At 67.3% G+C, this 23,293-nt stretch carries 16 protein-coding genes and 1 pseudogene; 15 read left to right on the forward strand and 2 right to left on the reverse strand.

Features of this window, described 5'->3' with window-relative positions; translation table 11 throughout:
- The 4 genes from P1P70_RS17460 to P1P70_RS17480 form a co-directional block, all read left to right on the forward strand.
- Positions 1 to 851 (forward strand): PaaX family transcriptional regulator C-terminal domain-containing protein (locus tag P1P70_RS17460; RefSeq protein ID WP_319238334.1); only part of this gene is annotated, 851 nt, incomplete at its 5' end.
- 1,044 nt (positions 852 to 1,895) lie between these two features.
- Complete coding sequence (locus P1P70_RS17465) at positions 1,896 to 2,261, forward strand: alpha/beta hydrolase (RefSeq protein ID WP_319238337.1); 366 nt, start codon at positions 1,896 to 1,898, stop codon at positions 2,259 to 2,261.
- A gap of 240 nt (positions 2,262 to 2,501) precedes the next feature.
- On the forward strand, positions 2,502 to 3,740 hold the full coding sequence (locus tag P1P70_RS17470) for a glycoside hydrolase family 5 protein (protein ID WP_319238339.1): 1,239 nt from the start codon (positions 2,502 to 2,504) through the stop codon (positions 3,738 to 3,740).
- 553 nt (positions 3,741 to 4,293) lie between these two features.
- Positions 4,294 to 4,830 carry a hypothetical protein gene (locus P1P70_RS17480; protein ID WP_319238341.1) on the forward strand — a complete coding sequence of 179 codons (537 nt, stop codon included), beginning with the start codon at positions 4,294 to 4,296 and terminating at the stop codon, positions 4,828 to 4,830.
- On the opposite strand, the pseudogene P1P70_RS17485 reads toward P1P70_RS17480, so the two are convergent.
- Positions 4,731 to 4,985 (reverse strand): annotated as a pseudogene (locus P1P70_RS17485) (XdhC family protein); the annotation flags it as partial. The gene P1P70_RS17480 and the pseudogene P1P70_RS17485 overlap by 100 nt on opposite strands.
- A 623-nt stretch (positions 4,986 to 5,608) precedes the next feature.
- On the reverse strand, positions 5,609 to 7,513 hold the full coding sequence (locus P1P70_RS17490) for a rhamnogalacturonan lyase (RefSeq protein WP_413471483.1): 1,905 nt from the start codon (positions 7,511 to 7,513) through the stop codon (positions 5,609 to 5,611).
- 680 nt (positions 7,514 to 8,193) lie between these two features.
- On the opposite strand from P1P70_RS17490, the gene P1P70_RS17495 reads away from it, so the two are divergent.
- From P1P70_RS17495 to P1P70_RS17550, 11 genes are all read left to right on the forward strand, one after another.
- On the forward strand, positions 8,194 to 9,252 hold the full coding sequence (locus tag P1P70_RS17495) for a glycosyl hydrolase 53 family protein (RefSeq protein WP_319238344.1): 1,059 nt from the start codon (positions 8,194 to 8,196) through the stop codon (positions 9,250 to 9,252).
- Between the two features lie 63 nt (positions 9,253 to 9,315).
- Complete coding sequence (locus tag P1P70_RS17500; protein ID WP_319238347.1) at positions 9,316 to 10,392, forward strand: rhamnogalacturonan acetylesterase; 1,077 nt, start codon at positions 9,316 to 9,318, stop codon at positions 10,390 to 10,392.
- A 34-nt stretch (positions 10,393 to 10,426) separates the two neighbouring features.
- Complete coding sequence (locus tag P1P70_RS17505) at positions 10,427 to 11,296, forward strand: SGNH/GDSL hydrolase family protein (RefSeq protein ID WP_319238349.1); 870 nt, start codon at positions 10,427 to 10,429, stop codon at positions 11,294 to 11,296.
- A 775-nt stretch (positions 11,297 to 12,071) separates the two neighbouring features.
- Complete coding sequence (locus P1P70_RS17510) at positions 12,072 to 13,355, forward strand: ABC transporter substrate-binding protein (RefSeq protein ID WP_319238352.1); 1,284 nt, start codon at positions 12,072 to 12,074, stop codon at positions 13,353 to 13,355.
- Entirely contained in the window at positions 13,356 to 14,372 is a 1,017-nt protein-coding gene (locus tag P1P70_RS17515; protein ID WP_319238354.1) for a sugar ABC transporter permease, read from the forward strand.
- Positions 14,362 to 15,198 (forward strand): carbohydrate ABC transporter permease, encoded by an 837-nt coding sequence (locus P1P70_RS17520; protein WP_319238356.1) that lies wholly within the window; start codon positions 14,362 to 14,364, stop codon positions 15,196 to 15,198. The genes P1P70_RS17515 and P1P70_RS17520 overlap by 11 nt, the downstream gene beginning before the upstream one ends.
- Before the next feature lie 119 nt (positions 15,199 to 15,317).
- Positions 15,318 to 16,667 carry a right-handed parallel beta-helix repeat-containing protein gene (locus tag P1P70_RS17525; RefSeq protein ID WP_319238359.1) on the forward strand — a complete coding sequence of 450 codons (1,350 nt, stop codon included), beginning with the start codon at positions 15,318 to 15,320 and terminating at the stop codon, positions 16,665 to 16,667.
- Positions 16,657 to 18,885, forward strand: a complete 2,229-nt coding sequence (locus P1P70_RS45800) for a family 43 glycosylhydrolase (RefSeq protein ID WP_413471484.1) — start codon at positions 16,657 to 16,659, stop codon at positions 18,883 to 18,885. The genes P1P70_RS17525 and P1P70_RS45800 overlap by 11 nt, the downstream gene beginning before the upstream one ends.
- Positions 18,886 to 19,015: 130 nt before the next feature.
- The gene (locus P1P70_RS17540) at positions 19,016 to 20,947 is read left to right on the forward strand and encodes a glycosyl hydrolase 53 family protein (RefSeq protein WP_319238361.1); all 1,932 of its coding nucleotides are present in this window, start codon (positions 19,016 to 19,018) and stop codon (positions 20,945 to 20,947) included.
- 233 nt (positions 20,948 to 21,180) lie between these two features.
- Positions 21,181 to 22,494, forward strand: a complete 1,314-nt coding sequence (locus tag P1P70_RS17545) for an RICIN domain-containing protein (RefSeq protein ID WP_319238363.1) — start codon at positions 21,181 to 21,183, stop codon at positions 22,492 to 22,494.
- 294 nt (positions 22,495 to 22,788) lie between these two features.
- Positions 22,789 to 23,238 (forward strand): helix-turn-helix domain-containing protein, encoded by a 450-nt coding sequence (locus tag P1P70_RS17550; protein ID WP_319238365.1) that lies wholly within the window; start codon positions 22,789 to 22,791, stop codon positions 23,236 to 23,238.
- Positions 23,239 to 23,293: the final 55 nt, after the last annotated feature.

Genomic DNA, 23,293 nt, shown 5'->3' on the forward strand with positions numbered 1-23,293 from the left:
TGATCGCCGACTACACGTTCCCCGTTCGGGCGTGGTTGCCGTCGGCGGCGATCGTGGCATTGCTCGGTGAGTTCCACGTGACCGCGGGTGCCGCCCGTACGACGATCAGCAGGCTGATGCGCCGTGGGGTGCTGGAGGGCAGCAGGCAAGGACGGTACAGCTCCTACCGGCTGACGTCGCAGGCCGCCGTCGATTTGTGGAGCGGCGCCAGCTCGATCGCCACCTTCACCACCCAACCCGACTCATGGGACGGTCAGTGGACACTGATCGCCTTCTCCGTCCCGGAACAGGAGAGCACGCGGCGGCGCGCACTGCGCACCGCGCTGCGCTGGCGCGGATTCGCGCCGCTGTACGACGCGCTCTGGGTGTCGCCGCACCCCCTGACCCCCAAAGGCCGGATCGAGGTGGCCGACCTGGCGCGGGGAGCGGTGACCGTGTTCCGCGCGCGGCAGGAGGAACTGGACACGGAGGTCGACCGCAACCCGGTCGAGGCGTGGGACCTGCCCGGCATCGCCGAGCACTACCAGGCTTTCATCGACCGTTGGAGCGGCTTGCTTCCGCACATCAGCGCCGACGGCGTCACCGGTGCCGACGCGGTGCGCGCACGGACCGAAATCATGCACGCCTACCGGCACTTCCCCATCCTGGACCCGCTGCTCCCCATCGGGCTTCTGCCGCCCGACTGGCCCCGGTCACGGGCGCGGGAAGTCTGCGTCGCGGTGTACGACGGCCTGCTCCAGCCGGCTCAGGACCATGTCCGCGCCGTGGTGACCCGATTCGCGAAGGGACCGCACCCCGACATCAGGGCTCATACGATCGCCGGCATGAGCGCAGGTATCGGCCACGGCTGACGGCCCCGCCGCGAGTGTGATCGGGCGGTCCGCGGAGACACCACGCAGCACCTCCCGGCCCCTGCGATCCATCGAATTCGTTTCGAATGCAACAGAGTTGGGCGCCAATGATTGACAGATCGGCACCCGATCGGGAATCTACCTGTTGCAAGACAAGTGGGAACGCTCCCATAGGCGCAGCACACGAAGAGCGGAAGGAGAGGCACCCTCTGCGCCGCTTCCGCAGGATCAACACCTCCCCGTCAGATAGGCGGGCAGGTAGGCGCGAAGGGCTTCTCCCTCAACGAGTCACGGTTCGGCCGGTGTTCAGCGGCTCGCCGCGCCTCTGCCGGCAAGGCCGCACCACGCCGATGACCACCACGGGCAGGCCCGGAACGTCCTCCCCCATGCGTGATTCGCCGTCCTGACCACCCCCACGGCCACTCCCCCACCACCTCGGTCAGCCTCACCGCCGCGGCTTCGCCAATGCCTCTGCGCGACACCTGACCGAGCAGCGCTCCGCACACCCCCCACACCAGGAGTCCTCATGACCATCCAACGGCGTAGTTTGCTGACGCTGAGCGCAGCCGGAGCCGCGGGCGTAGATATGTCCCTGCTCGGCACGGGACCAGCAGGTGCCGCCGCGAGGGCCGGAGCTCCGACCCAGCGGTTCGCGGTCGGCGTGCGCCAGTACGCCTGGAGCCGCGGCAGCCGCCGGTGGACCAACTACGTCTATTCCCCCGCCACCGGCGCCCCCGGTGGCTCCCCGATCGCCAACGCCCCCGTTGCCCAGGGCGTCTTCCCGGTCTGCGAGTTCATGCACGGCTTCAGCAGCAGCCCGCAGAATTCCCTGGCGGTGATCCGTCCCCTGGCCGAGGCCGGGTTTGTCGTCCCCGCCCCCACTTCGCCAACCTCAGTGGCCAAGACGTCCACAACGGCAACCAGTCCAAGGACGTCTCCGAGGTCATCACCCGGACCCTCGCCCTCAACACGGCCGGCGACCCGCTGGCCGGCCACATCAACACAGCGGTCGGTGTCGGCGTCTCCGGCCACTCGATGGGCGGCATGACCACCCACGGCCTGCTCACGGCCTGGCCGGACGCACGGATCACCGCCGCGATCCCCATGTCCTGTGTGGACATGGGCAACCCGAGCCCGTCGGTCCGCGCCAAGGTCCTGTTCACGCACGGCGACCGGGACGGGACGTGCCCGATCTCCTCCGCCCGCCAGGCGTACCGGGAACTGCCCGCCGGCAAGGCGTTCCTGACCTTCCGCGGCGCCGGGCACAGCAACTACTTCGGCGACTCCCGCACCGTCAACACCTCCGTGGACTGGATGCGGTGGAACCTCTACGGCGACACCGGGGCCCGCGACCGCCTTCGCGCCGACGCCGCATCCAGCACGACCACCTGGGAATCCGCCCTGAGCTGAGGGGCAACCAGGCATGGCCCGGGTGCGCGGGTCTGCCGTGATCGCCGCGCATCCGGGCCGTGCGGGGTGCGTGGCCGCCCGCGGACGCCCGCGAGGTCAGCCGCCGCGCAATCGACTGTTCGCTTCCAGGCCGGCGTGGGCACCACCGCCCGAACAGCGGGCGGCTCCGGCCGCTCCCACTCGTACAGATAGGTCCACTTGGGGGTCCGACACCCTCAAGGACGCAAGAGAGGAAAGCTCATGGTTGCACTAGCAGGGAAGATCAGAGTCATTTTCCTTGCCGTCCTGTTGGCAGTTGCCGCATCTGTGTACGGCGCGGCGCATCAGGCATCGGCCGATTCCGTGGCACAGTCAAGCGCTTCGCAGATCGTGGCCGACATGGGCGCGGGTTGGAATCTGGGGAACCAACTCGAAGCCACCACCAACGGATACCCCAGTGAAACAGTGTGGGGCCAGCCGACGGTATCGCAGGCCCTCATCGACAAAGTAAAGGCGGCGGGCTTCAAGACGATCCGCATCCCGGTCTCCTACCTGGGATACATAGGGTCCGGCCCGAATTACACGATCAACGCCTCCTGGCTGAACAGAGTCCAAGAGGTCGTCAACTACGCCTATAACAGGGGCCTGCATGTGCTGATCAACATGCACGGCGACGGGTACAAGAGCATCAACGGCTCCTGGCTGATCTGCGATTCACCCTCCCAGGCGACGATCAAGGCCAAGTACGAGAAAGCTTGGCAGCAGATCGCGAACAGGTTCAAGAACTACGACCAGCGCCTGATCCTCGAGTCCATGAACGAGGAGTTCGACGGGCAGTACGGCCGCCCGACCCAACCGTGCTACTCAAACATCAACAGCTACAACCAGATCTTCGTGGACACCGTGCGGAAAACAGGCGGCAACAACAGTTCGAGGTGGCTGCTCGTGGCCGGCTGGAACACGAACATCGATTACACCGCCGGGAATTACGGCTTCGCGCTTCCGTCCGACCAGTACCGCTCCCCCTCCATTCCCGCAAATGAGCGGCGGATCATGATCTCCGTTCACCACTACGCCCCGTGGGACTTCGCCGGAGAGGAAAGCGGCACCATCACACAATGGGGCCGAGCAGCGACCAACCCGTCGAGGACGTCGACCTGGGGACAGGAGGACTATCTGGACGCGCAGTTCAAGATGATGCGCGACGTGTTCGTCACGAAGGGGTATCCGGTGGTGGTGGGCGAATACGGCGCCATCGACAAGTCATCCTTCGATTCGTCGAACAACAGGTATCGCGCGGACTTCGCACGGGCCGTCGCAGCCACCGCCAAGAAGTACGGCGCGGCCTCCATCTACTGGGACAACGGTGCAACCGATCGGTACGGGTTCGGGCTGTTCAACCGGCGCTCCCTCACGGTCACCCAGCAGGGCATCATCAACGCCATCATGACCGGCGTCAGCGGCACTGTCGCCGCCTCCGGCCTTCCGTCCGGCACGTAGCAGGACCCGAGTCTCGGCGACGGGTACGTACCTCTGGTAACTCGTGGGCGCGCAGTTGGGCCGAGTGGTGATGCCACACGGTGTGCGATCTCGTCAACTGCGCGCCGACCAGCCGGAGAAGCTACGCTGCTCCGCATCTGGGAGCACGATTGACAAACGGAGGACAGCGATGTCTTCACGTGTAGCGACCGACGACGAGGTGTCTGCCGGGCTGGCCGGCGTGCCGAGTTCAGTAGGTTCTGCGGCCTCTCAGAGCCCGGCTCAATCCGGAGGACATCGGCCTGCCCTCATACGAGCGGCGGTGGGTACCCGGGCTGCGGCGCGAGGAGCCGGCGGGAGTGTCATACGCGTACTACGCACGCCTGGAACAGGGCTACGGCGAAACCATGTCGGCCAAGGTGCTGGACGCCGTGGCCCACGCACTGCGCCTGACCGAGGAGGAACGGGACGATCTGGACCGGCTGGCCCAGCCCGACCGGAACCGCACACCGCGGGTGCCCCCCCGCCGTAGCGACTTCGGCCCACCGTCCAGCACCTTCTCGACGCGCTCGGCGTGCCCGCCTTCGTCGTCAGCCGGCGCCTGGACATCCTCGGATGGAATCGGCTCGCCACCGTCGTCTTCGGGGACTGGACCCAACTGCCGCCCGGGGAGCGGAACGTGGCTCGGCAGGTCTTCCTCTCGCCCGAAACGCGCGATCGGTTCGCCGAACCGGACCGCATGGCTGCGAAAGTAGCCGGCGTTCTGCGGATGAATACCGGCAAGAGTCCCGACGATGTGCAACTCTCCTCGCTGATTCGCGAGTTGTCGCAGAAGAGCGAGGAGTTCCGGCGGTTGTGGGCGCGGCATGAGGTGAGCTGCGGGACCGTCGGTCAGGTCGTGCGCATGCGGCACTCGCTGGTGGGAGAGTTCGACCTCGTGCACGAGCCCATGGCGCTGCCCGGGGGCGCCCGCATGCGGCTGAACACCTACCACGCAGAACCGGGCTCTCGGGTGAGGTGGGGCTGGTCGGCGGGGTCGACCCGCTGGACCAGGACCTCCAGCTCCCCGCCGCAGGTCAGGCCCACGGCGAAGGCGTCGTCGTCGGAGTAGCCGAACGAGGCCCGCACCGGGGGTTCGCCCGTCTCCAGCACCTGTTGGCACAGCTCGTAGACGGCGCCTTCCACGCATCCTCCGGAGATGCTGCCGACCGCCTCGCCGCCGGTGTCCACGGCCAGTGCGGTGCCGGGTGACAGGGGTGCGCTGCCGCGCGGCACTGCGAGGTTTCTGTCCGGGCATGACGAAACGGCGGCCGCCTCGTTCGCGTACAGCCGCAGTGGTCCGGTGGCGGAACGGAATCCAGGTGATGGGCAGGACACCTGCGCGCACGGTTCCGGTGCCGTCGCCGACCAGCCCTCGGCCAGGACGCCGCCGTCGTCGGCTTCGGCGACATCGGCCCAGTGGTGGGCGTCGTCCTGGAGCTGGTTTCCGTGACCGTACCTCTGCGGGAGCTCAGGCTCCGCGGGAGTTACGAAGACGCCGTACGCTTGGTGTCCGCCGACCGTGATCGGCGCGGCGGTGGTGTCGAGCGCCTCACCGGCCCACCGGCCGGCACCTTCGCAAGGCGTGCTGTCGGCTACGTGGCAGGGTTTCGCTGACGGGATCGGCGGCACACCACCATGAGGCCAGAAGAAGGCGGCACCGGACCCCCGGACTTCAGCCTGGTCCGTGCGACCGCCTCCGGCAGGTCCTGTACCCCAAAACACCCTCAGCGGGCCGCGTAGCACCTCTGCCAGTGCTCCGTTACCCATGCCAGGTTCCACTCGTTCGACGAACACCCCTCCCCTGATGCTTGAACTCGCTCAAGCATCAGGGAAGTCGGCTGTCCGGCTCAGAGGCTGTTCGGCAGCGCGACGGTGGGGCGGGGTGGCGTAGGCATGTTGCCGCCGATGAAGAAGCTGGGGTGCGGGGGCTGGTTGTAGCCACTGTTCTGCCAGGCCAGGGCCGTGCGGTACTGGGTGTCGTGGAGGAGGGTCGTGATCCGCGTATTGGTCTGGTACGGCGTGGAGTAGATCCGCAGGGCCGTGTTGTTGGACGTCGGCCAGATGACCTCCTCGCGCCAGTCGCCGAGGACGTCGCCGGACAAGGACGGCGTCGACTTGGTGCCGTTGTTGGAACGGACTCCGGAGCCGGTGAGCAGGCGAGTGTCGCCGGAGGTGCCGTACTTGTCGATGTGGGTGCCGTCGAGGAGTTCGCGCGTGGTGTCGCCGTCCCACCACGCCAGGAAGTTGCTGGACCCGGGCTTGCGACTGGCGACCACCGCGCCCTTGGGGTTGCGGACGCCACTCACGAGCGACGACCACGACTCGGCGCCCGCACTGCCGGACCAGATGTCACCGGACACCCCCCGGCCGTTGTCACCGCCGGCCGGGGTGGACCAGAGGATCTGGCCGGTCCTCGCGTCCGCCATCCAGGAGGACGGCTTGGAGCTGTCCTCGTCGACCTTGAACTCCTCCAGACCCGGCCGGGACGGGTCGAGGTCGCCCACGTGCATCGCGTCCCCGTGGCCGTTCCGCGTCGTCCACAGGCCGTTGCCGTTGTCGTCAACGGCCATCGCGCCGTAGACGACCTCGTCCTTGCCGTCCCCGTCCACGTCCGCGACCGACAACTGGTGGTTGCCCTGGCCGGCGTAGCCGCTGTTGGCGTTGGAGTCGAAGGTCCACCGGCGGGTGAACTGCCCGTTCCGCCAGTCCCAGGCCGCGATCACCGCGCGGGTGTAGTAGCCACGAGCCATGATCACCGAGGGGCGGGAACCGTCCAGGTAGGCCGTGCCCGCCAGGAACCGGTCCACGCGGTTGCCGTAGGAGTCCCCCCAGGACGACACCGTGCCTCGGGCTGGGACGTAGTCGACGGACTGCATCGCCTTGCCCGTCTGCCCGTTGAACATCGTCAGGTACTCGGGGCCGGACAGCACGTAGCCCGAGGAGTTGCGGTGATCGGCCGAGGAACTGCCTATGACCGCGCCGGTTCCGTCCTTCGTGCCGTCGGCGGTCTTCATGGCGACCTCGGCCTTGCCGTCGCCGTCGTAGTCGTACACCTGGAACTGTGTGTAGTGGGCACCGGAGCGGATGTTGCGGCCCAGGTCGATACGCCATAGGCGAGTGCCGTCGAGCTTGATCCCATCGACGATCGTGTTGCCGGTGTAGCCGGACTGGGAGTTGTCCTTGGCGTTCGTCGGCTGCCACTTCAGAACGATGTCCAGGGCACCGTCGCCGTCGAGGTCGCCGACGGAGGCGTCGTTGGCCTCGTAGGTGTAGGGCGAGTTGCCCGGTGAAGTGCCCCCGGACGGCGGGGAGATCGGCACGTCCTTGTACCCGGTGCGGAACTGGAGCGCGCGCTCGGACGGCGCCTGCTCGATGCCGTTCACCACCGCGCGCACCGTGTAGTCCGCCGAGTCCGGGGCGCCGGCGTCCAAGTAGTTCGTCGAGGTGGTCAGGGGCGAGCAGTTGAGTCTGGTGCCGCCACGGTAGATGTTGAAGGCCACGTCGTTCGGGTCAGTGGCCAGCCACCGCCACGACACCAGGTTCCCGCTGCCGGTGTGGACGCTGGTCAGACCCCGATCGAGGCGTTCCACCTGCCGCGCGGTCGCGGCGTGCGCGGTCTGCGGCAGTCCGGTGAGTGCGGAGAGGGCCAGTGCGGTGGCGGCCGTCAGGCCGCCGAACAGCCGATTGCTGGACCGGCTTCGGAGTCGCCATGGGCGCGATGCGGTGCGCGGATGCCGGTGCGGGACGGTCACTATGACCTCCGATGTGGGGGTGGTATGAAGATCGCGGAGACGGCGGTCTGACCACAGATGTGGGAACGCTCCCATTCGCTGCGAGGGTAGAAATTCACTGATAGCCCGTCAAGCATTCTGTTGGCCTTTTCTGTTCGAGCGTGTTCGGATGCGAGCCGACGAGATGTCCCGTGCGCAGCCTCGTCCCTGTCGACGCATTCCTTCTGGAAGCGCACTTGAACTGGGCCGACTCCCGGCCGTTTCAGAAAGCTCACGGCCGAGGCGCGGCGAGCCTCCGGTCCACAGGATCGCACTGCTTCTTCCATGGATTGTGGAGCAATGGTTGACAGCTTCCAGCCCGATCGAGAAGCTGCGTGATGCACCTGAAGTTCGTTGTGATGCGATTGCGTACTTCCGTCGCACCTCCCCTGTGATCGTTCACAGGTCCAACCTGGAGGACGTCCCTGGGCACGCCCAGGCCGCCCCCTTCGACACGTGCCACTCGTAAGCACTCCTGCCACAGTTGTTGCCCCACCGAGGGAGGCGCATCGGCTGGATCGCACGCGGCCACATCAACTCCGCGAGTCTGAGAGTCAGTTGCTCCACCCATCCGCCTCGCTCCTCGAAATCTCTTCCTCACCACCCTCCTCTCCGCCGACCGCGACGGCTCACTCGCGGCCGACGGAAGGAAAGGACCGACCATGTCCCCGCAACCCCCCACACCAGTTGCCGGACGCATCAGCCGGCGAACCCTGCTCAAGGCCACCAACGCCACCGCTGGAGCGCTCGCCACCGCCGCCGCGTTCGCCGAACTCGAGACGCCTGCCGAGGCCGCGGCGAGCTTCGTCAAGGGCGTCGACATCAGCTGGGCACCTCAGATGGAGGCGCGCGGCTACTCCTGGAAGAACGCCGGCGGGCAGACCCAGGACCTGCTGACCATCCTCAAGGGACACGGCATCACCGCCGTACGCCTGCGCACGTTCGTCAACCCTTCCAACGACCCGGCCAACGGGCACTGCGGCATCAACGCGGTGGCCGCCTTCGCCAAGCGGGTCAAGGCCGCCGGAATGTCGATCATGCTCGACTACATGTTCGGCGACACCTGGAACTCCGTCGGCGTGCAGAACCCGCCCGCGGCCTGGCGGAACATGAGCTACAGCCAGATGCGCACCGCGATGGGCACGTACGTGAACCAGACCATGACGGTCATGAGGAACAACGACGTGCTCCCCACGTGGGTGCAGATCGGCAACGAGATCAACAGCGGGATCTGCCGCCCGGTCGGCGGCTTCTCCAGCCCGGCGCAGATGACCGGGCTGCTCAATGCGGCGTACACCCAGGTCAAGACGGTGTCACCGAACTCGATCGCGTGTATTCACCTGGCTCAGCCGCAGAAGTACGACGTGATGACGACGTTCTTCAGCCGCTACGCCGCGAACGGTGGCACGTGGGACATGTCGGTGTTCTCCTCCTATGGCAGCGCCGACGTCGCCCCCGGGATCGTGGCGAACATGAAGAAGATCTCCGATGCCTACGGCAAACCGTTCCTGCAGAGCGAGTTCGGTGGTCGGGTGGACCGCGCCACCTCCACCCAGGCCGCGCTGGTCGCCTACATCAAGGCCCTCAAAGCCAACGGCGGGCAGGGCATCTTCTACTGGGAGCCGGAGTGCATGTCCCCGTTCACCGGCTACGGCATGGGTGCCTGGGACTCCTCCACGCAGCGGCCCACCGTCATCATGAACGGCTTCACCCAGGCCTGAGGGACGGGCCACGGACCTCAACCCGGGCAACTCTCCGGTCAAGGATGGGGATTAGTGATTGTAATGAGCATGACATTAGGTCTCGAAGGGCCCGGGGTCAGGCTGGGCGCAGTGGGTCTGCTGACCCTTGCGACGCTGGTCGGCACCGGTGCGGCGCATGTCGATGCCGCCACGCGGGCACTGCCGGCCGGTTGTTCCGGCACTGCGCCGATCAAGTGTCACTACGCGGTCTCACCCGGCAACTACGACGTGACGGTCTCCCTCGGTGGTGCCACTGCCGCCGCGACCGACATGTGGGTGGAGGCCCGGCGCCTGATGCTTCCGGTGACGAAGACTGCGGCCGGTGCCGCCGCCACGTACTCGTTCACGGTCAACGTGCGGCAGCCGGAGGGGCAGCCGACCGGCCAGGGCGGCACCGGAAACCCCGGTCTTGACATCCGGTTCGCGGGGACCAACCCGCAGGTGTCGGCCGTCTCCGTGAAACCGGCGACCCAACCGCTGGTCGCCTACCTGGCCGGCGACTCGACCGTGTGCGACCAGCCCGTGACCCCGTACACGGGATGGGGCCAGATGATCACGCCCGCGGTGGGTCCCGGAGCGTCCGTCGCCAACTACGCCGACTCGGGGGAGAGTTCGAGCAGCTTCCTGAGGAACTCGGCACTCTTCCCGGCGCTGCTGGCAAAGGTCAAGGCAAACGACGCGGTCTTCATCCAGTTCGGCCACAACGACAAGCAGACCAGCGCGTCGGCATTCCGGAGCAACCTCTCCTCCATGATCACGCAGGTCCGTGCGAAGGGCGGCGTCCCGGTTCTGGTGACCCCGCCGGTCCGCCGGCAGTTCAACGGCAGTCTGCTCACGCCCACAGCACTGCACGTCAACGGCCTCGGAGTGAACCTGCCCGCCGAGATGCGCCAGGTCGGCACCGCGCAGCACGTGCCGGTGATCGATCTGACCACCAGGAGCAAGACGCTGGTCGAGTCCCTCGGCCCGTCCGCCTCCGCACAGCTCTTCCTGCGCTCATCCGTCGACGGTGTCACGGACAACACCCACTTCTCGCAGTACGGCGCGAGCCAGATGGGCGGACTGGTGCTCCAGAGCATCCGCGAGCAGGGCCTGCCTCTGGCCGCGTACCTGCGCTGACCTACGCCCGGCGCCAGTCCCAAGGAGGGACCCGTTGAGGAACTTACGGATTCTCATCACGACCGCACTCGTGCTCGCCTTGTCGAGCCTCGGTGTCAGCGCCGCATCCGCAGCGGACCGCGTCGCCACGAACTGCACCAGTGCCTCCCGCGCCCAGGCGCCGGCCGCACGGGCGGTCGCCGCGCCGGTCACCGTGTGGCTGGCCGGTGACTCCACCATGGCCAACCCGAGTTCCGGCCGTTGTCCGTTCGGCTGGGGCAGCCAGTTCGACGCCCTGTTCAACAGCGACGTGACCGTCAAGAACCAGGCGGTCGGAGGCCGCAGCATCCAGACCTGGCTGTACGAGGGGAACGTGAGCAGCACCAAGGGCTCGGACGGTGAGTGCCGCCTCACGTCCACCACGTACTCGTCACGCTGGCAGGCGATGCTGAACTCGGGCACCGGAATGAAGGCCGGTGACTACCTGTTCATCCAGTTCGGCATCAACGACTCCTCCTCGACCTGCCCCCGGCACGTCGGCCCGGCCCGGTACCGACAGCTGATGACCATGATGGTCCAGGCCGCCCTGGCCCGGGGCGCGCACCCGGTGCTGCTCACCCCGGTGGCCGCCATCACCTGCTCCGGCGGCACAGCGACCAAGAACCGCGGCTTCGTCAACGAGACCTTCGCCGTCGGATCCGCCACCAGGGCCCCTGTCATCGACCTGCAGACGCTCAGCGTCTCGCTCTACAACAGTCTGCGCTTCTGCCCGAACAACGGCGACTACGGAGGCAGCGGTCCCCTGGGCACCTTCTTCTGCAACGACCACACCCACTTCGACACCTACGGCGCCCAGCGGGTCGCGGGGCTCGTCGCCGGTGACGTGCGCCGCCAGAACCTCCCGCTCGCCGCGTATCTCAGGTAGCACGCGGCGGTAGGCGCGAACCGACGCCGGTCGGTTCGCGGGTGGCCTCGATGACGGCGGTGCCGCAGACCGAGGACACAGTCGTCCCTACCTGACGGTGGCGTGCGGAAGCGGCTTGGCTCCGACCGGGCCACGGCGTGCGACGAAGGCGGAGGCAGAGGCCGGGGCGAGGGTACGACCGGCGAGGCAATCTCCGCATCGGTGGTGACAGGAGGCCGTTCCATGGGTGAGTCACGGCTGGTCGGCTCGACAGTTGCGGTGGTTCCGGACCAGCGTGCGGGTCGGAGCCCTCGGCGGCCAACTGCACAGCGAGGAACTGGAGTCCGGCATCTGCGCGGTGCCGGTGGACACGACGTGCGCGCCGTACTCCACCACCCACCCGACGGCCAACGCAGCCCGGGCACGCACAGGACACCCGCCAGTTCGCCGCTTCGGGCCCGGGCTGCCTCACGTACGACTGGTGCTCGCCCAAGGACATCGTCGGCGACCACGTGGCCGCGTTCGCGTGGATCACCGAAAACAACGGCCGGGGCGTGCCGGAGGTCGGCCGCCCGGGCTTACGGGCACGGAGCTGCGCGGCCACTTCGTCCTGTGGGCCATGAGGTCCGCACCGCCGCTCGTGGGCAGCGATGTGTGCAGCGTGTCGGCGGCAGTGCTGAACCTCCTCAAGCACGCCGCCCCCGTTCAACCAGAGCAGCCGTTCGCGATGTCTGTTCGGCCACCGCCCGAGCGATCAGGGGGTGGGCCGCTCGCTCGGAAGGTGGTACACGCGTCCATGGCAGTGTCACGAAGACGGTTTCTGGCGCTGGGCGCCGGAGCGGCCGCCGGAGGGTTCGGGCCGGTCGGCTGCGGGTCGCAGCGCTCACTCGGCGACGCGGACGAGATCACGCTGTGGACCTGGGACCGGTCGGTGAGCGACGAGCTGGTCGCCCGGGCCGAGACGAAGGGCATTCCCGGAGCCGAGGGCTACAGAATCAGCCGCACCAACATCGGCGGCCACTTCAACACCAAGGTGCGTACCGCGCTCGCCGGCAAGTCCCTGGTGCCGGACATCATCGGCATCAACTCCGACGTGGCCACCTACTTCCCCAACCAGGACGCGTTCGTCGACCTCAACGACTTCGGCGCGGCCGAGCTGAAGAGCCGGTACCTGGACTGGAAGTGGAACGAGTGCATCACGCCCGACGGCCGGATGATCGCGTTCCCCATGGACACCGGCCCCACCGGGCTGTTCTACCGCACCGACCTGCTCAAGGAAGCCGGGATCACCACCGACCCGAAGGAGCTCGCCGCCCGGGCCCCGGACTGGGACGGCTTCATCGCCCTGGGCAAGGAACTGCGGAAGTCCCAGGGGCGCGCGGTGATCTGCCCCAACATCCGCCACGTCTGGAGCATCCGGCTCGGCCAGCTGGCCAGCAAGTTCATGGCCCAGGACGGCCGGTACATCGGCGACCGAGACGAACTGCGCGAGGCATTCGAACTGGCCTACCGGATCGGCAGGGACGGCCTGTCGGCGGGCGCCCCGGAGGGCTCCCCCGACTTGTACGGAGTGATCACCAGCGGCCGCCAGCCGATCGGTATCGGCGCGGTGTGGTGGGGCCTCGCCTTCCCGGAGTCGGCCGCGCCGAAGACCGAGGGCGAGTGGCGGGTGGCCGACCCGCCCGGCGGTGCGGGCAATGTCGGCGGTTCGTTCCTGGCGATCACCCAGTACTCCAAGAACCCCGAGGCGGCCTACAAGTTCATCACCTGGCTGCAGTCTCCGGAGAACCAGGTCAAGGCGTTCACGGAGATGTCGCTGTTCCCGTCTTCGCCGCGCTCCTTCACGAGACCGGAGATGCGTGAGCCCCGGCCCTTCTACGGCGGACAGCGCACCATCGAGGTGTTCGGCCCCTCGGCGCAGCAGGTCAGGACCGTCTACCGGAGCCCGTACGACCGGGTGATCGACCCCGTCTTCGCCGCCGAGCTCGCCAACGTCGAGTCCGGCAAGAACGTCGACACGGCATGGAGGGACGCCCAAGCCACCATCGAGCGCGAACTCACCCGCGAGGGGGCGATCTGAATGGGCCCCGCCGATTCCCTGGGTGGGAAGGCCGTCAAGCCGCGCGGGAACGCCGCCACGCCGACGCTGGACGGGTCCAGGCCGCTGCCCGGCTGGCGCCGCTACTGGCCGATGTATGCGGCAGTGTCCCCGTTCTTCGTCCTCTTCGCCGTCTTCGGCCTCTTCCCGGTCGGCTTCTCCGTCTACCTGTCGTTCATGTCGTGGGACGGCATCGGAGAGATGCAGTCGATCGGCTGGGACAACTACGCGTACCTGGTGACCGACTCCGACTTCTGGCAGTCGATCGGCAACACCCTGATCATCTGGATCCTGTCCACCGCCCCGATGATCTTCCTGGCACTGGTCATCGCCTATGCCCTGCACACCGCCGTGCGGTTCAAGGGGTTCTACCGGGTGGCCTACTTCGTCCCGAACATCACCTCGATCGTGGCGATGACCCTGGTGCTCGGCTCGGTCTTCAGCGACAGCTCCGGGCTGCTCAACAGCGCGCTGCGGGCGATCCACGCCGGCGAGGTCGGCTGGCTGTCCGACCCGTGGGCGATGAAGGTCGCCGTGGCGGCGATCACCACCTGGCGGTGGGTCGGCTACAACGCCATCATCTGCCTGGCCGGCCTGCAGGCCATCTCCAGCGACGTGTTCGAGGCGGCCAAGGTCGACGGCGCCGGCAACCGCCAGACCTTCTTCCGGATCACCCTCCCGATGCTCCGCCCGGTGATCCTGTTCGTCGCCGTCACCTCCACCATCGGCGGGCTGCAACTGTTCACCGAGCCGCAGGTGCTGTTCCCGGTGGACGACAACGGGAACGTCGGCGGGCCCGGCGGCGAGGCCACCACCATCGTGCTCTACCTGTACCAACAGGCGTTCATCTTCAACCGGTTCGGCTATGGCGCGGCCGTCGGCTGGGCGCTGTTCCTCCTGATCGCGGTGTTCTCCGTCATCAACTGGCGGCTGATCGGCGGCCGGGACGAGGACGCGATCGGCACCGGCAAGCGGAAGGGGAAGTCCCGTGCGCGCTGAGAACGCCGCCCGGTCGCGGACGATCGTGGGCCACGCCGTGCTCCTGCTGGGCGTGCTGATCACGATCTTCCCGTTCTACTGGATGTTCGTGATGGCCTCGAACACCACCGGGGACATCTTCGCCTACCCGCCCAAGCTGATCCCCGGCCCCCACCTGTGGGAGAACATGAACAAGGTGTTCGACGGGATCGACTTCTGGGGGTCGATGGGCATCACCGTCGTGGCCGCCACATCCGTGACGTTCCTGGTGCTGCTCTTCGACTCGCTGGCCGCCTTCGCCTTCGCCAAATACGACTTCCCCGGGCGGAGGGTGCTGTTCTGGATCGTGCTGGCCACCTTCATGATTCCGATGCAACTGGCGCTGGTGCCGCAGTTCGTCACGCTGGCCTGGCTCGGCTGGGTCGGCTCGCTCAAAGCGCTGATCATTCCCGGTGCGGCCAACGCTTTCGGAATCTTCTGGATGCGCCAGTACGCGCAGGGGGCGATCGCCGACGAGCTGATCCAGGCGTCGAGGGTCGACGGGGCCGGGTTCTTCCGCCAGTGGTGGACGGTGGGGCTGCCGGTGCTGCGCCCGGGGCTGGCGTTCCTGGGGATCTTCACCTTCTTCCACATCTGGAACGACTACCTGTGGCCACTGATCGTGATGACCGACCCGGGCAAGGTGACACTGCAAGTGGCCGTGCAGCAGCTGAACGGCGTCTACACCACAGACCAGTCGATGGTCATCGCCGGAGCGCTCATGTCCGTGATCCCGCTGATCGGGGTCTTCCTGATCGGCTCGCGCCACTTCATCGCCAACCTGGCCGCCGGCGCCATGAAGTTCTGAAGAAGCACGCGCGTGGTCCCGCCCTTCGAAAACAGCTTTCGTACCTGCGCTGAGTTCTTCAGACAGGCACGAGTCCTACTGCCACACGGGAAAAATCACCTGACTCGGGAGATGACGCTGTGAGAACCGCGAAGTTCGGCACCCCTGCCCTCCTGCTCTCGGTGGTCACGGCGAGTTCCGTCGCCCTGTCCCCCGGCTCGGCGTCCGCAAGCGCCGCTGCGGCCGGAAACACCTACTACGTCGCCCCGAACGGGAACGACGGAGCAGCAGGTACGCAGGCCGCTCCGTGGGCATCGATCGCCCGTGCACAGGCCGTCGCCAAGGCGGGCGACACGGTCTACTTCCGGGGCGGCACCTACGCCTACACCCGCGCGAACAGCGCCTGTTCGAGCCAGACCGCCAGAGTCGACGCGATCACCCTGAACAAGAGCGGCAGCTCGGGCAACCCGATCCGGTACTGGGCCCTTCCGGGCGAGAAACCGGTCTTCGACTTCTCGCGGATGACGGACAACTGCCGCATCAAGGGCTTCAACGTCACCGGCAGCTGGATCCACCTCAAAGGACTGGAAGTCAAGGGCGTTCCCCAGAACAACAACCGTAACGCCGAGTCCTGGGGGATCTGGGTTTCCGGCAGCAACGGCGTCTTCGAGCAGATCAACACCCACCACCACATGGGTACCGGCCTGTTCATCAACGGCGGGGCCGGCAACCTCGTCCTCAACTCGGACTCGCACGACAACTACGACCTGCGCAGCAATGACGGGCCCGGCGAGAACGCCGACGGGTTCGGTGCGCATTACACGCCGGCCGGCCGCGCCGCGAACGTGTTCCGGGGTTGCCGCGCGTGGTGGAACGCCGACGACGGGTTCGACCTCATCTCCACCTACTCGCCTGTGATCATCGAGAACTCGTGGGCCTGGCGCAACGGGTACATCCCGGGGACGACGACGCCCTCCGGCAACGGAGCCGGCTTCAAATCGGGCGGTTACGGGGGCGACTACGAGGCCAACGCGCCGAAGCACACCGTCCGCACCTCGGTCGCGTTCCACAACAAGGCGGCCGGCTTCTACGCCAACCACCACCCGGTGGCCAACGACTTCTTCAACAACACCGGCTACGGAAACCACCCCAACTTCAACATGCGTGGCGTCGACTCGAGCGGCGCCGCCGTCGGCCGGGGCAACCTGCGCAACAACCTCGCCTACACCGGTACGCCGACGTCGTACATGACCGGCACGAACGCCGCGTACAACTCCTGGAACCTCGGCGTCCCCCTGTCGGACTCCCAGTTCCACAGTGTGTCGACGTCCGGCTGGGACGCGCCCCGCCAGGCCGACGGGAGCCTGCCCGTGCTGCCCCACCTCCGCCCTGCGGCGAACAGTGCCCTGATCGACAAGGGCACCGCCGTGGGACTGCCCTTCAACGGAAGTGCGCCGGATCTCGGCGCCTTTGAGAACGATGGAAGGTGACGTCGTGAAGCAAAGATCGCGTGTCGTTTCGAAGTACTGGAAGGTGGCCGCCGCCGCACTGCTGTCCGTGGCGTTAGCGGCACCGCTCTCGGCGGGCACCGCTGCGGCGGGGACATCTGCAACGGAGACACCGGCGGCGAAGACATCGGCAACGGCGCTCCAGGACCAGGGTGCCGCCGCCGCACCGGTGGTGGATCGCGGCCTCGAGTACCTGGTGTCCGACTACCGGACACGCACTCCGTCGAAGTACACGGCTGACTCCTGGAAGCCCTTCGCCAAGGCGTTGACCGCCGCGGCGGGTGTCGCCGACGACACGTCGGCCACCACCTCGGAGGTCGCCACCGCCAAGACGGCGCTGATGACTTCCGCCGCCGACCTGAAGGCCGCCGACGATGGCACGTTCCGGACCATCACGAACAACACCTTCTGGAACGACACCAGCGGCAACCCCATCCATTCGCAGGGCGGTGGGGTCTTCAAGTTCGGCGACACCTACTACTGGTACGGCGTGCACTACACCGGTGCCGAGCTCTACCGGGCCAATCCGACGAGGAAGTACGACGGCAACGTCAGCTTCGTCTCGATCCCCGTGTACTCGTCCAAGGACCTGGTGAACTGGAAGTTCGAGAACCGGGTCGCGACGCGTTCCACCGGCGTGGGCAGTGGCGCCAACCTGGGGGGTGCGGGCTGGGTCGGGCGGCTCGGCGTCTCGTACAACGAGAACACCGGCAAGTACGTGCTCGCCGTGCAGATGTGGCACACGGGCAGGGGCGGGCACGGCGTTCTGCTGCTGCAGGGCGACTCACCCACCGACACCTTCGATTACGGCTACTTCCAGACCCAGATCACCAACTCGCCCACAACCGGCACCGGGGATCAGACCGTCTTCACCGACGACGACGGCAAGGACTACCTGATCTTCTCCAACCGCGAAGGACGCTCGCGCGGCTTCGTGGCCAAGTTCCGGGAGTCCGACTCGCTGCGGATCGAGCCAGGCGTGGAGATCCGCCGCGGCGCCGGTCGCGAGGGCAACGCCATGTTCAAGCTCGACGGAAAGTACTACCACGCGGCGTCGGACCTGCACGGCTGGAACACCTCGGTCAACTACGTCAATGAGTCGACCGGCAGCAACGTTCAGGGCTCGTACAGCAGCGAGTACGTCCTTGCCGGCACCGAGATGGACTACAGCCACGTGACCCAGACCGGGTTCTTCGTGACGGTCAAGGGCACCAAGCAGAACACGGTGATCTACGCCGGCGACCGCTGGGCCGACTTCGCCTGGAACGGCATCGGATACAACCAGTGGGTGCCGATCACCAAGACCGGCGCACGGCCGCAGTTCCACTCGGTGAGCCAGTGGCAGTTCAACGCCACGACCGGAGAGTGGCGTGTCGGGCAGGCGAACAACTACATCCTCAACCCCGACATCCAGGCCGACCGCATCATCGTCTCCAGCGTGCGGGGATGGCGGAACCTCGGCGGTTCGGTGACCAACGTCAACGGTGGTGTGAACGGGTCTCGCTTCGCCCTCCAGGTGAGCAACAGCGGCGGCGTCGAGCAGCGGATCGAGTCGGTGCCCGCAGGCACCTACACCCTTTCCCTGCACGCTCGGGGCAGCGCCGGACAGATCGTGATCACCGGCGCCAACGGCAGCCAACGCACCCTCGGCATCCCGTCGTCGAGCGGCTGGGCCAAACGCGAGCTCACCGGCATCGCGCTGCCCAGCGGGGCCGCCACCGTCACCGTGCGGGCGTCGGGTTCGAGCGGCGTCACCGTCGACCAGCTCTCACTCGTCAAGACCTCTGCCGACACACCAGCGCCTGCGGGGCGTTACGAGGCGGAGACCGCACCGGCGGTGTGCCAGGGCACGATCGACTCGAACCAAGCGGGCTTTTCCGGTAGCGGGTTCTGCAACGGCAGTGCCGCTGCGGGGGCCTTCGCGCAGTTCACGGTGACCCCGGCGACCGCTGGTACGGCGACGGTGGCGGTCCGGTTCGCCAATGGCTCCACCAGCGGTGCGAGGCCGGCGAACCTGATCGTCAACGGATCCACGGTGGGGACCGTTTCGTTCGAGTCCACCGGTGCGTGGACGACGTGGACGACCAAGACCGTGACCGTCCCGCTGAACGCCGGCAGCAACACCATCCGATTGGATCCGACCACGGAAGCCGGACTACCCAACGTCGACTACCTCGATGTCGGTGCCGCCACTGGCTGACATCCCACGCTCTGCCGGTCTCTTCGACCGGCAGAGCGCACAGGATCACGTCCGGTGCCATTGAGAACGACGGCCGACCGCGTGGGAAACAGCACCCGCCGCAAGTACGTCACACCGTCAGGAGAAGGACATGAGCAGCAAGCGTCTGCCCCGCGTCATCGCGGGCACCACGACGTTGGTCACCATGGTGTCCGCGACCTTACTCATGGTGCCCGCGCCGGCCCACGCGACCTTCGGAACCGCGGACATCAAGCCGATCGAAAGCAATATCGCTGCCAAGCCCTGGGCCTCGGCGACGGCCGCCACAGGCTCGCCGACCGCCCGTCTGGCCATCGACGGCGACCCCACGACGTCCTGGCAACCCGGTCGTGCCGGCGCCCGGCAGTGGCTCACCGTCGACCTCGGTGGAACCTACGACAACCTGCGTAAGGTCAAGGTGCTCTTCCCGGATCGTGGCATGGCCCACCGGTACGTCGTCGAGACTTCATCCGACGGCCGCCGGTGGAAGACCATCGCCGACAGATCCCACAACCGCGCCGTTTCGCGGGGGGAGGTGCACCTGTTCACCCGGCCGGCAACGCGCTTCGTCCGGCTGACCTTCACAGATGGGCCGGGCCGTGCCCGGGCAGGTGTCAGCGAGCTTCAGGTCTTCAACTACCTGCGCGAGGACCTCACCCTCGGCGCCGATCTGTCCTGGATGGACGACGTCCAGGACCAGCAGTACTGGGTCGACCCCCTGGCCCAAGACCGCGGCGCCGGGCCACACCTGCTCGACGTGGCCAAGGACCGTGGCATCGAGTACAGCCGGCTGCGGATATTCAACGAACCACGCAGCGAGAGCACCGGTCAACCGACGCCGGTACCGCGCCAGGGCCCGGAGCGCTCGCTGGTCTCAGCCAAGTGGATCAAGCAGCGGGGCATGGGACTGGGGATCGACTTCCACTACGCGGACTCGTGGGCGGATCCGAGCAAGCAACCAAAACCACGCGTCTGGGCCGAGCTGGAGTTCGCGGACCTGTCCCGGGCCGTGTACGACTTCACCGCCGACTATCTGAAGCGGTTGATCCGGCAGGGCACCACGCCGGAGAAGGTGGCCGTCGGCAACGAGATCATCAATGGCTTCATGTACGGCAGCGAGGCGGCCCACATCGGCACCACGAATCCGCCGTACTTCGTCGACCAGGCCGATATCTACCAGTCCAAGCCCGGCGGTGGCCTGCTGTGGAAGTACTGGCGGTCAACCGACCCTGCGGAGCAGAAGCTCTACGACCAGGCGTGGGACCGGTTCACCACCCTGGCCGCGGCCGGGATCAAGGCCGTACGCGACGCGTCACCGACATCCAAGGTCGAGATACACGTGATCGTCGACAAGGACAAGCTCGCCAAAACCATGGAGTTCTGGAATCAGTTCCTCACCCGGGTGAAGGCGAAGGGCCAGAACCCGGATGTGCTGGCCATCTCGTACTACCCGGAGTGGCACGGTACGCCCGAGGCGCTGGATCACAACCTGAACACCATGGCCACCACCCATCCCGGCTACGAGATCGACATCGCCGAAACCGCCTACCCCGCCTCGGGTGGCGACGGCTCGCCGTTGCCCAACTCACCCTTCCCGCGAACGATTCAGGGCCAGGCGGACGCCATCCGGAGGGTGTTCCAGGCCGCCAACGACGTGGTCGACAACCGAGGTTCAGGTGTTCTGGTGTGGGAGCCGGCCGGCTACCAACCGATGTTCCGGGCCGTGCCCGGACTGGCGAACACATGGGAGCCGCACGCGTCCATCGACGTCTTCAACGCCAGCCGCGCCAAGCGCATCCTCCAGGACACCATCTACACCGCCACCGTGGTGGGAGCCGCCCCGAAGCTGCCCTCCTCCATCCGCATGCTCACCACCGCCAACAACACGATCACCGGTGTCCCGGTCCGCTGGCAGCCGTTGCCACCCGGCGCGACCGACAAGCCGGGTGAAGTGACAGTCACCGGGACGACCCGCACAGGCCCGGTCACGGCGGTCATCGACGTCGTTCCCGGACGCGGCGAACACAGCTTGACCACCTCATAGCCCCCATCGCCAAGCGAAGGACCAGAAGGCGGCGTGCGCCAAGACCGCTTACCCGTACACCACGGCCGACCACCACGGGCCTTCTTCCGGTCGCGCCGCCTCTCGGGTGTGGCACGTCCCGCCGCGCGTCCAGGCGATCTGTTCGCCGACCGGACGCACCCGGCAACAGGCCCAGCCGAACGTCAATCGCTACACCCATCCCTGCACCCATCCCTGCACCCAAGGAGACTTCCATGACCGTGCGACGACGGACATTCCTCAGCATGAGCGCGGCCGGAGCGACAGGCCTGGGCCTGTCCCTGCTCGGCGCGGGGCAGGCACCCGCCGCCGTCGGGCCGTTGGACACGGCGCCGACCACGCCGTTCGCGGTCGGTGTGCGCCGGTACAACTGGACCCGCGGCAGCCGCCCGTGCACCACCTACGTCTACTACCCGGCCACCGGCACCGCCGGCGGCAACCCGGTGACGAACGCCCCGGTCGCGGGCGGTGTCTTCCCCGTCTACAACTTCACCCACGGCTTCCAAAGCAGCCCGCAGAACTCCCTGTTCATCATCCGGGCCCTGGCCTCGGCGGGCTTCGTCGTCCCCGCCCCGCACTTCAACCACGACTTCACCGACGTCAGAAACGGCAACACCTCCAAGGACGTCTCGCAGGTCCTCACCAACACCCTCGCGCTCAACGCGAGCGGACCGCTGGCCGGGCACATCAACACCGGTATCGGCGTCGGCGTCTCGGGCCACTCCCTGGGCGGCATGATCACCCATGGCCTGCTCACCGCCTGGCCCGACAGCCGGATCATCTCCGCCAACCCGCAGTCCTGCGAGGACATGGGCAACCCCGCCGCCTCGGTCTCCGCCAAGGTCCTGTTCGTCCACGGCGACCGGGACTCGACCACGCAGTACTCCTCGGCCCGCCAGGCGTACACGGAGATGGCCTGGCCCAAGGCGTTCCTCACCTTCGTCGGCGGCAGCCACACCAGCTTCTGGAGCGACCAGCGCTTTCCGAGGACCGTCGTCGACTGGGCCCGCTGGACCATGTACGGCGACACCGCCGCACGGGACCGCCTCCCGGCTGACGCGTCCGGGTCCAACACCAGGTGGGAAGCCCAGCTGGGCGAATCGCCCGGCGGTCCCGGCCCCTACACCCTGCTGGCCCAGCACAGCGGCAAGGCCGCCGAGATCAACGAGGCTTCCACCGCCGCCGGCGCACGGCTCGTCCAGCGGACCACCAGCAGTCGCCCCAACCAGCAGTTCGAGTTCATCGATGCCGGCGGCGGCCACGTCCGCGTCAAAGCACGGCACAGTGGCCTGTTCCTCCAGCCCACGGGCACCGCGACCGGCGCGGACGTCGTCCAGCAGGCCGACAGCGGCGCCACCGGCCAGCAGTGGCGCGTGGTCGACCACGGCGGTGACGTGATCAGCCTCGTCAACCGGGAGTCCGGCCTGGCCATGGATGTCTGGGAGTACTTGACCACCGACGGTGCCCGCATCTCCCAGTGGACCTACACCGGCAACCCCAACCAGCGCTTCACCCGCCGCCGCGTCTGACCGGGACCTGTCGGGGCACCGCTCGGGCGGTGCCCCGACAGCGCGCCGACAATCCTTCGCGCACCCTTCGGAAAGCCCGGTGAACGGAGTTGTCGACGAACAACACTCAGATCAGCAGGACACCGACTCCGGCGGATGCGGCCAGCTGACCCCGCCACCTCTAAAAATATAACCATGCTTCTATATTGAGACAGGTGCCGGGGCGCGCCCTATGCTCTCCCCGTGACAAAGCGGGCGAAGACAGCGAGCAGCGGGGCCCGCGGCCCCCGAGGGTCCTACGCGAAGACCGCCGAGGTGCGACAGAAGATTCTCGACGCCTGCGTCGAGGCATTCGGCGTGGGAGGCTTCCATGGCGCCACCATGAAGGAGATCGCAGAGCGGGCCGGCATCAGTCAGACCGGCCTGCTGCACCACTTCGACAGCAAGGCGGAACTGCTGGTCGAGGTACTCGCCGCACACGAGCGGGAGACGGCCGCTATCGTCCGGGAAGCCGATGACCTGGATATTCTGCGGACTCAACTGCGGGTCGTGCACGCCAACGAGGCCCGACCCGGGCTGATCCAGCTGCACAGCGTCATCTCGAGTGAGGCCACGACCGACGGGCATCCCGCTCACGAGCTGTACCGGGCCCGTTACGACAGCCTGCGCCTGCACCTGACCCGAATCTTCGCCGAGTTGCGCGGTCGCGGACGTCTGAAGGTGAAGCTTCCCCTTGGTGTTGGACACCTGGAGACTGGGACGTGAGGTTCCAGAGGGAGTAGTGCCAGGTGGGAAGCAAGAGCAACCGCAGCAGGCGGTA

Source organism: Streptomyces sp. MB09-02B, assembly GCF_033794485.1.
Classification (GTDB): Bacteria; Actinomycetota; Actinomycetes; order Streptomycetales; family Streptomycetaceae; genus Streptomyces.

Excerpts from the sequence above, each read along its gene's own strand:
- P1P70_RS45800 (WP_413471484.1), top strand. The coding sequence starts at position 16,657 with ATGGAAGGTGACGTCGTGAAGCAAAGATCGCGTGTCGTTTCGAAGTAC.
- P1P70_RS17470 (WP_319238339.1), top strand. The coding sequence starts at position 2,502 with ATGGTTGCACTAGCAGGGAAGATCAGAGTCATTTTCCTTGCCGTCCTG.
- P1P70_RS17540 (WP_319238361.1), top strand. The coding sequence starts at position 19,016 with ATGAGCAGCAAGCGTCTGCCCCGCGTCATCGCGGGCACCACGACGTTG.
- P1P70_RS17510 (WP_319238352.1), top strand. The coding sequence starts at position 12,072 with ATGGCAGTGTCACGAAGACGGTTTCTGGCGCTGGGCGCCGGAGCGGCC.
- P1P70_RS17495 (WP_319238344.1), top strand. The coding sequence starts at position 8,194 with ATGTCCCCGCAACCCCCCACACCAGTTGCCGGACGCATCAGCCGGCGA.
- P1P70_RS17500 (WP_319238347.1), top strand. The coding sequence starts at position 9,316 with ATGAGCATGACATTAGGTCTCGAAGGGCCCGGGGTCAGGCTGGGCGCA.
- P1P70_RS17545 (WP_319238363.1), top strand. The coding sequence starts at position 21,181 with ATGACCGTGCGACGACGGACATTCCTCAGCATGAGCGCGGCCGGAGCG.
- P1P70_RS17465 (WP_319238337.1), top strand. The coding sequence starts at position 1,896 with ATGACCACCCACGGCCTGCTCACGGCCTGGCCGGACGCACGGATCACC.
- P1P70_RS17515 (WP_319238354.1), top strand. The coding sequence starts at position 13,356 with ATGGGCCCCGCCGATTCCCTGGGTGGGAAGGCCGTCAAGCCGCGCGGG.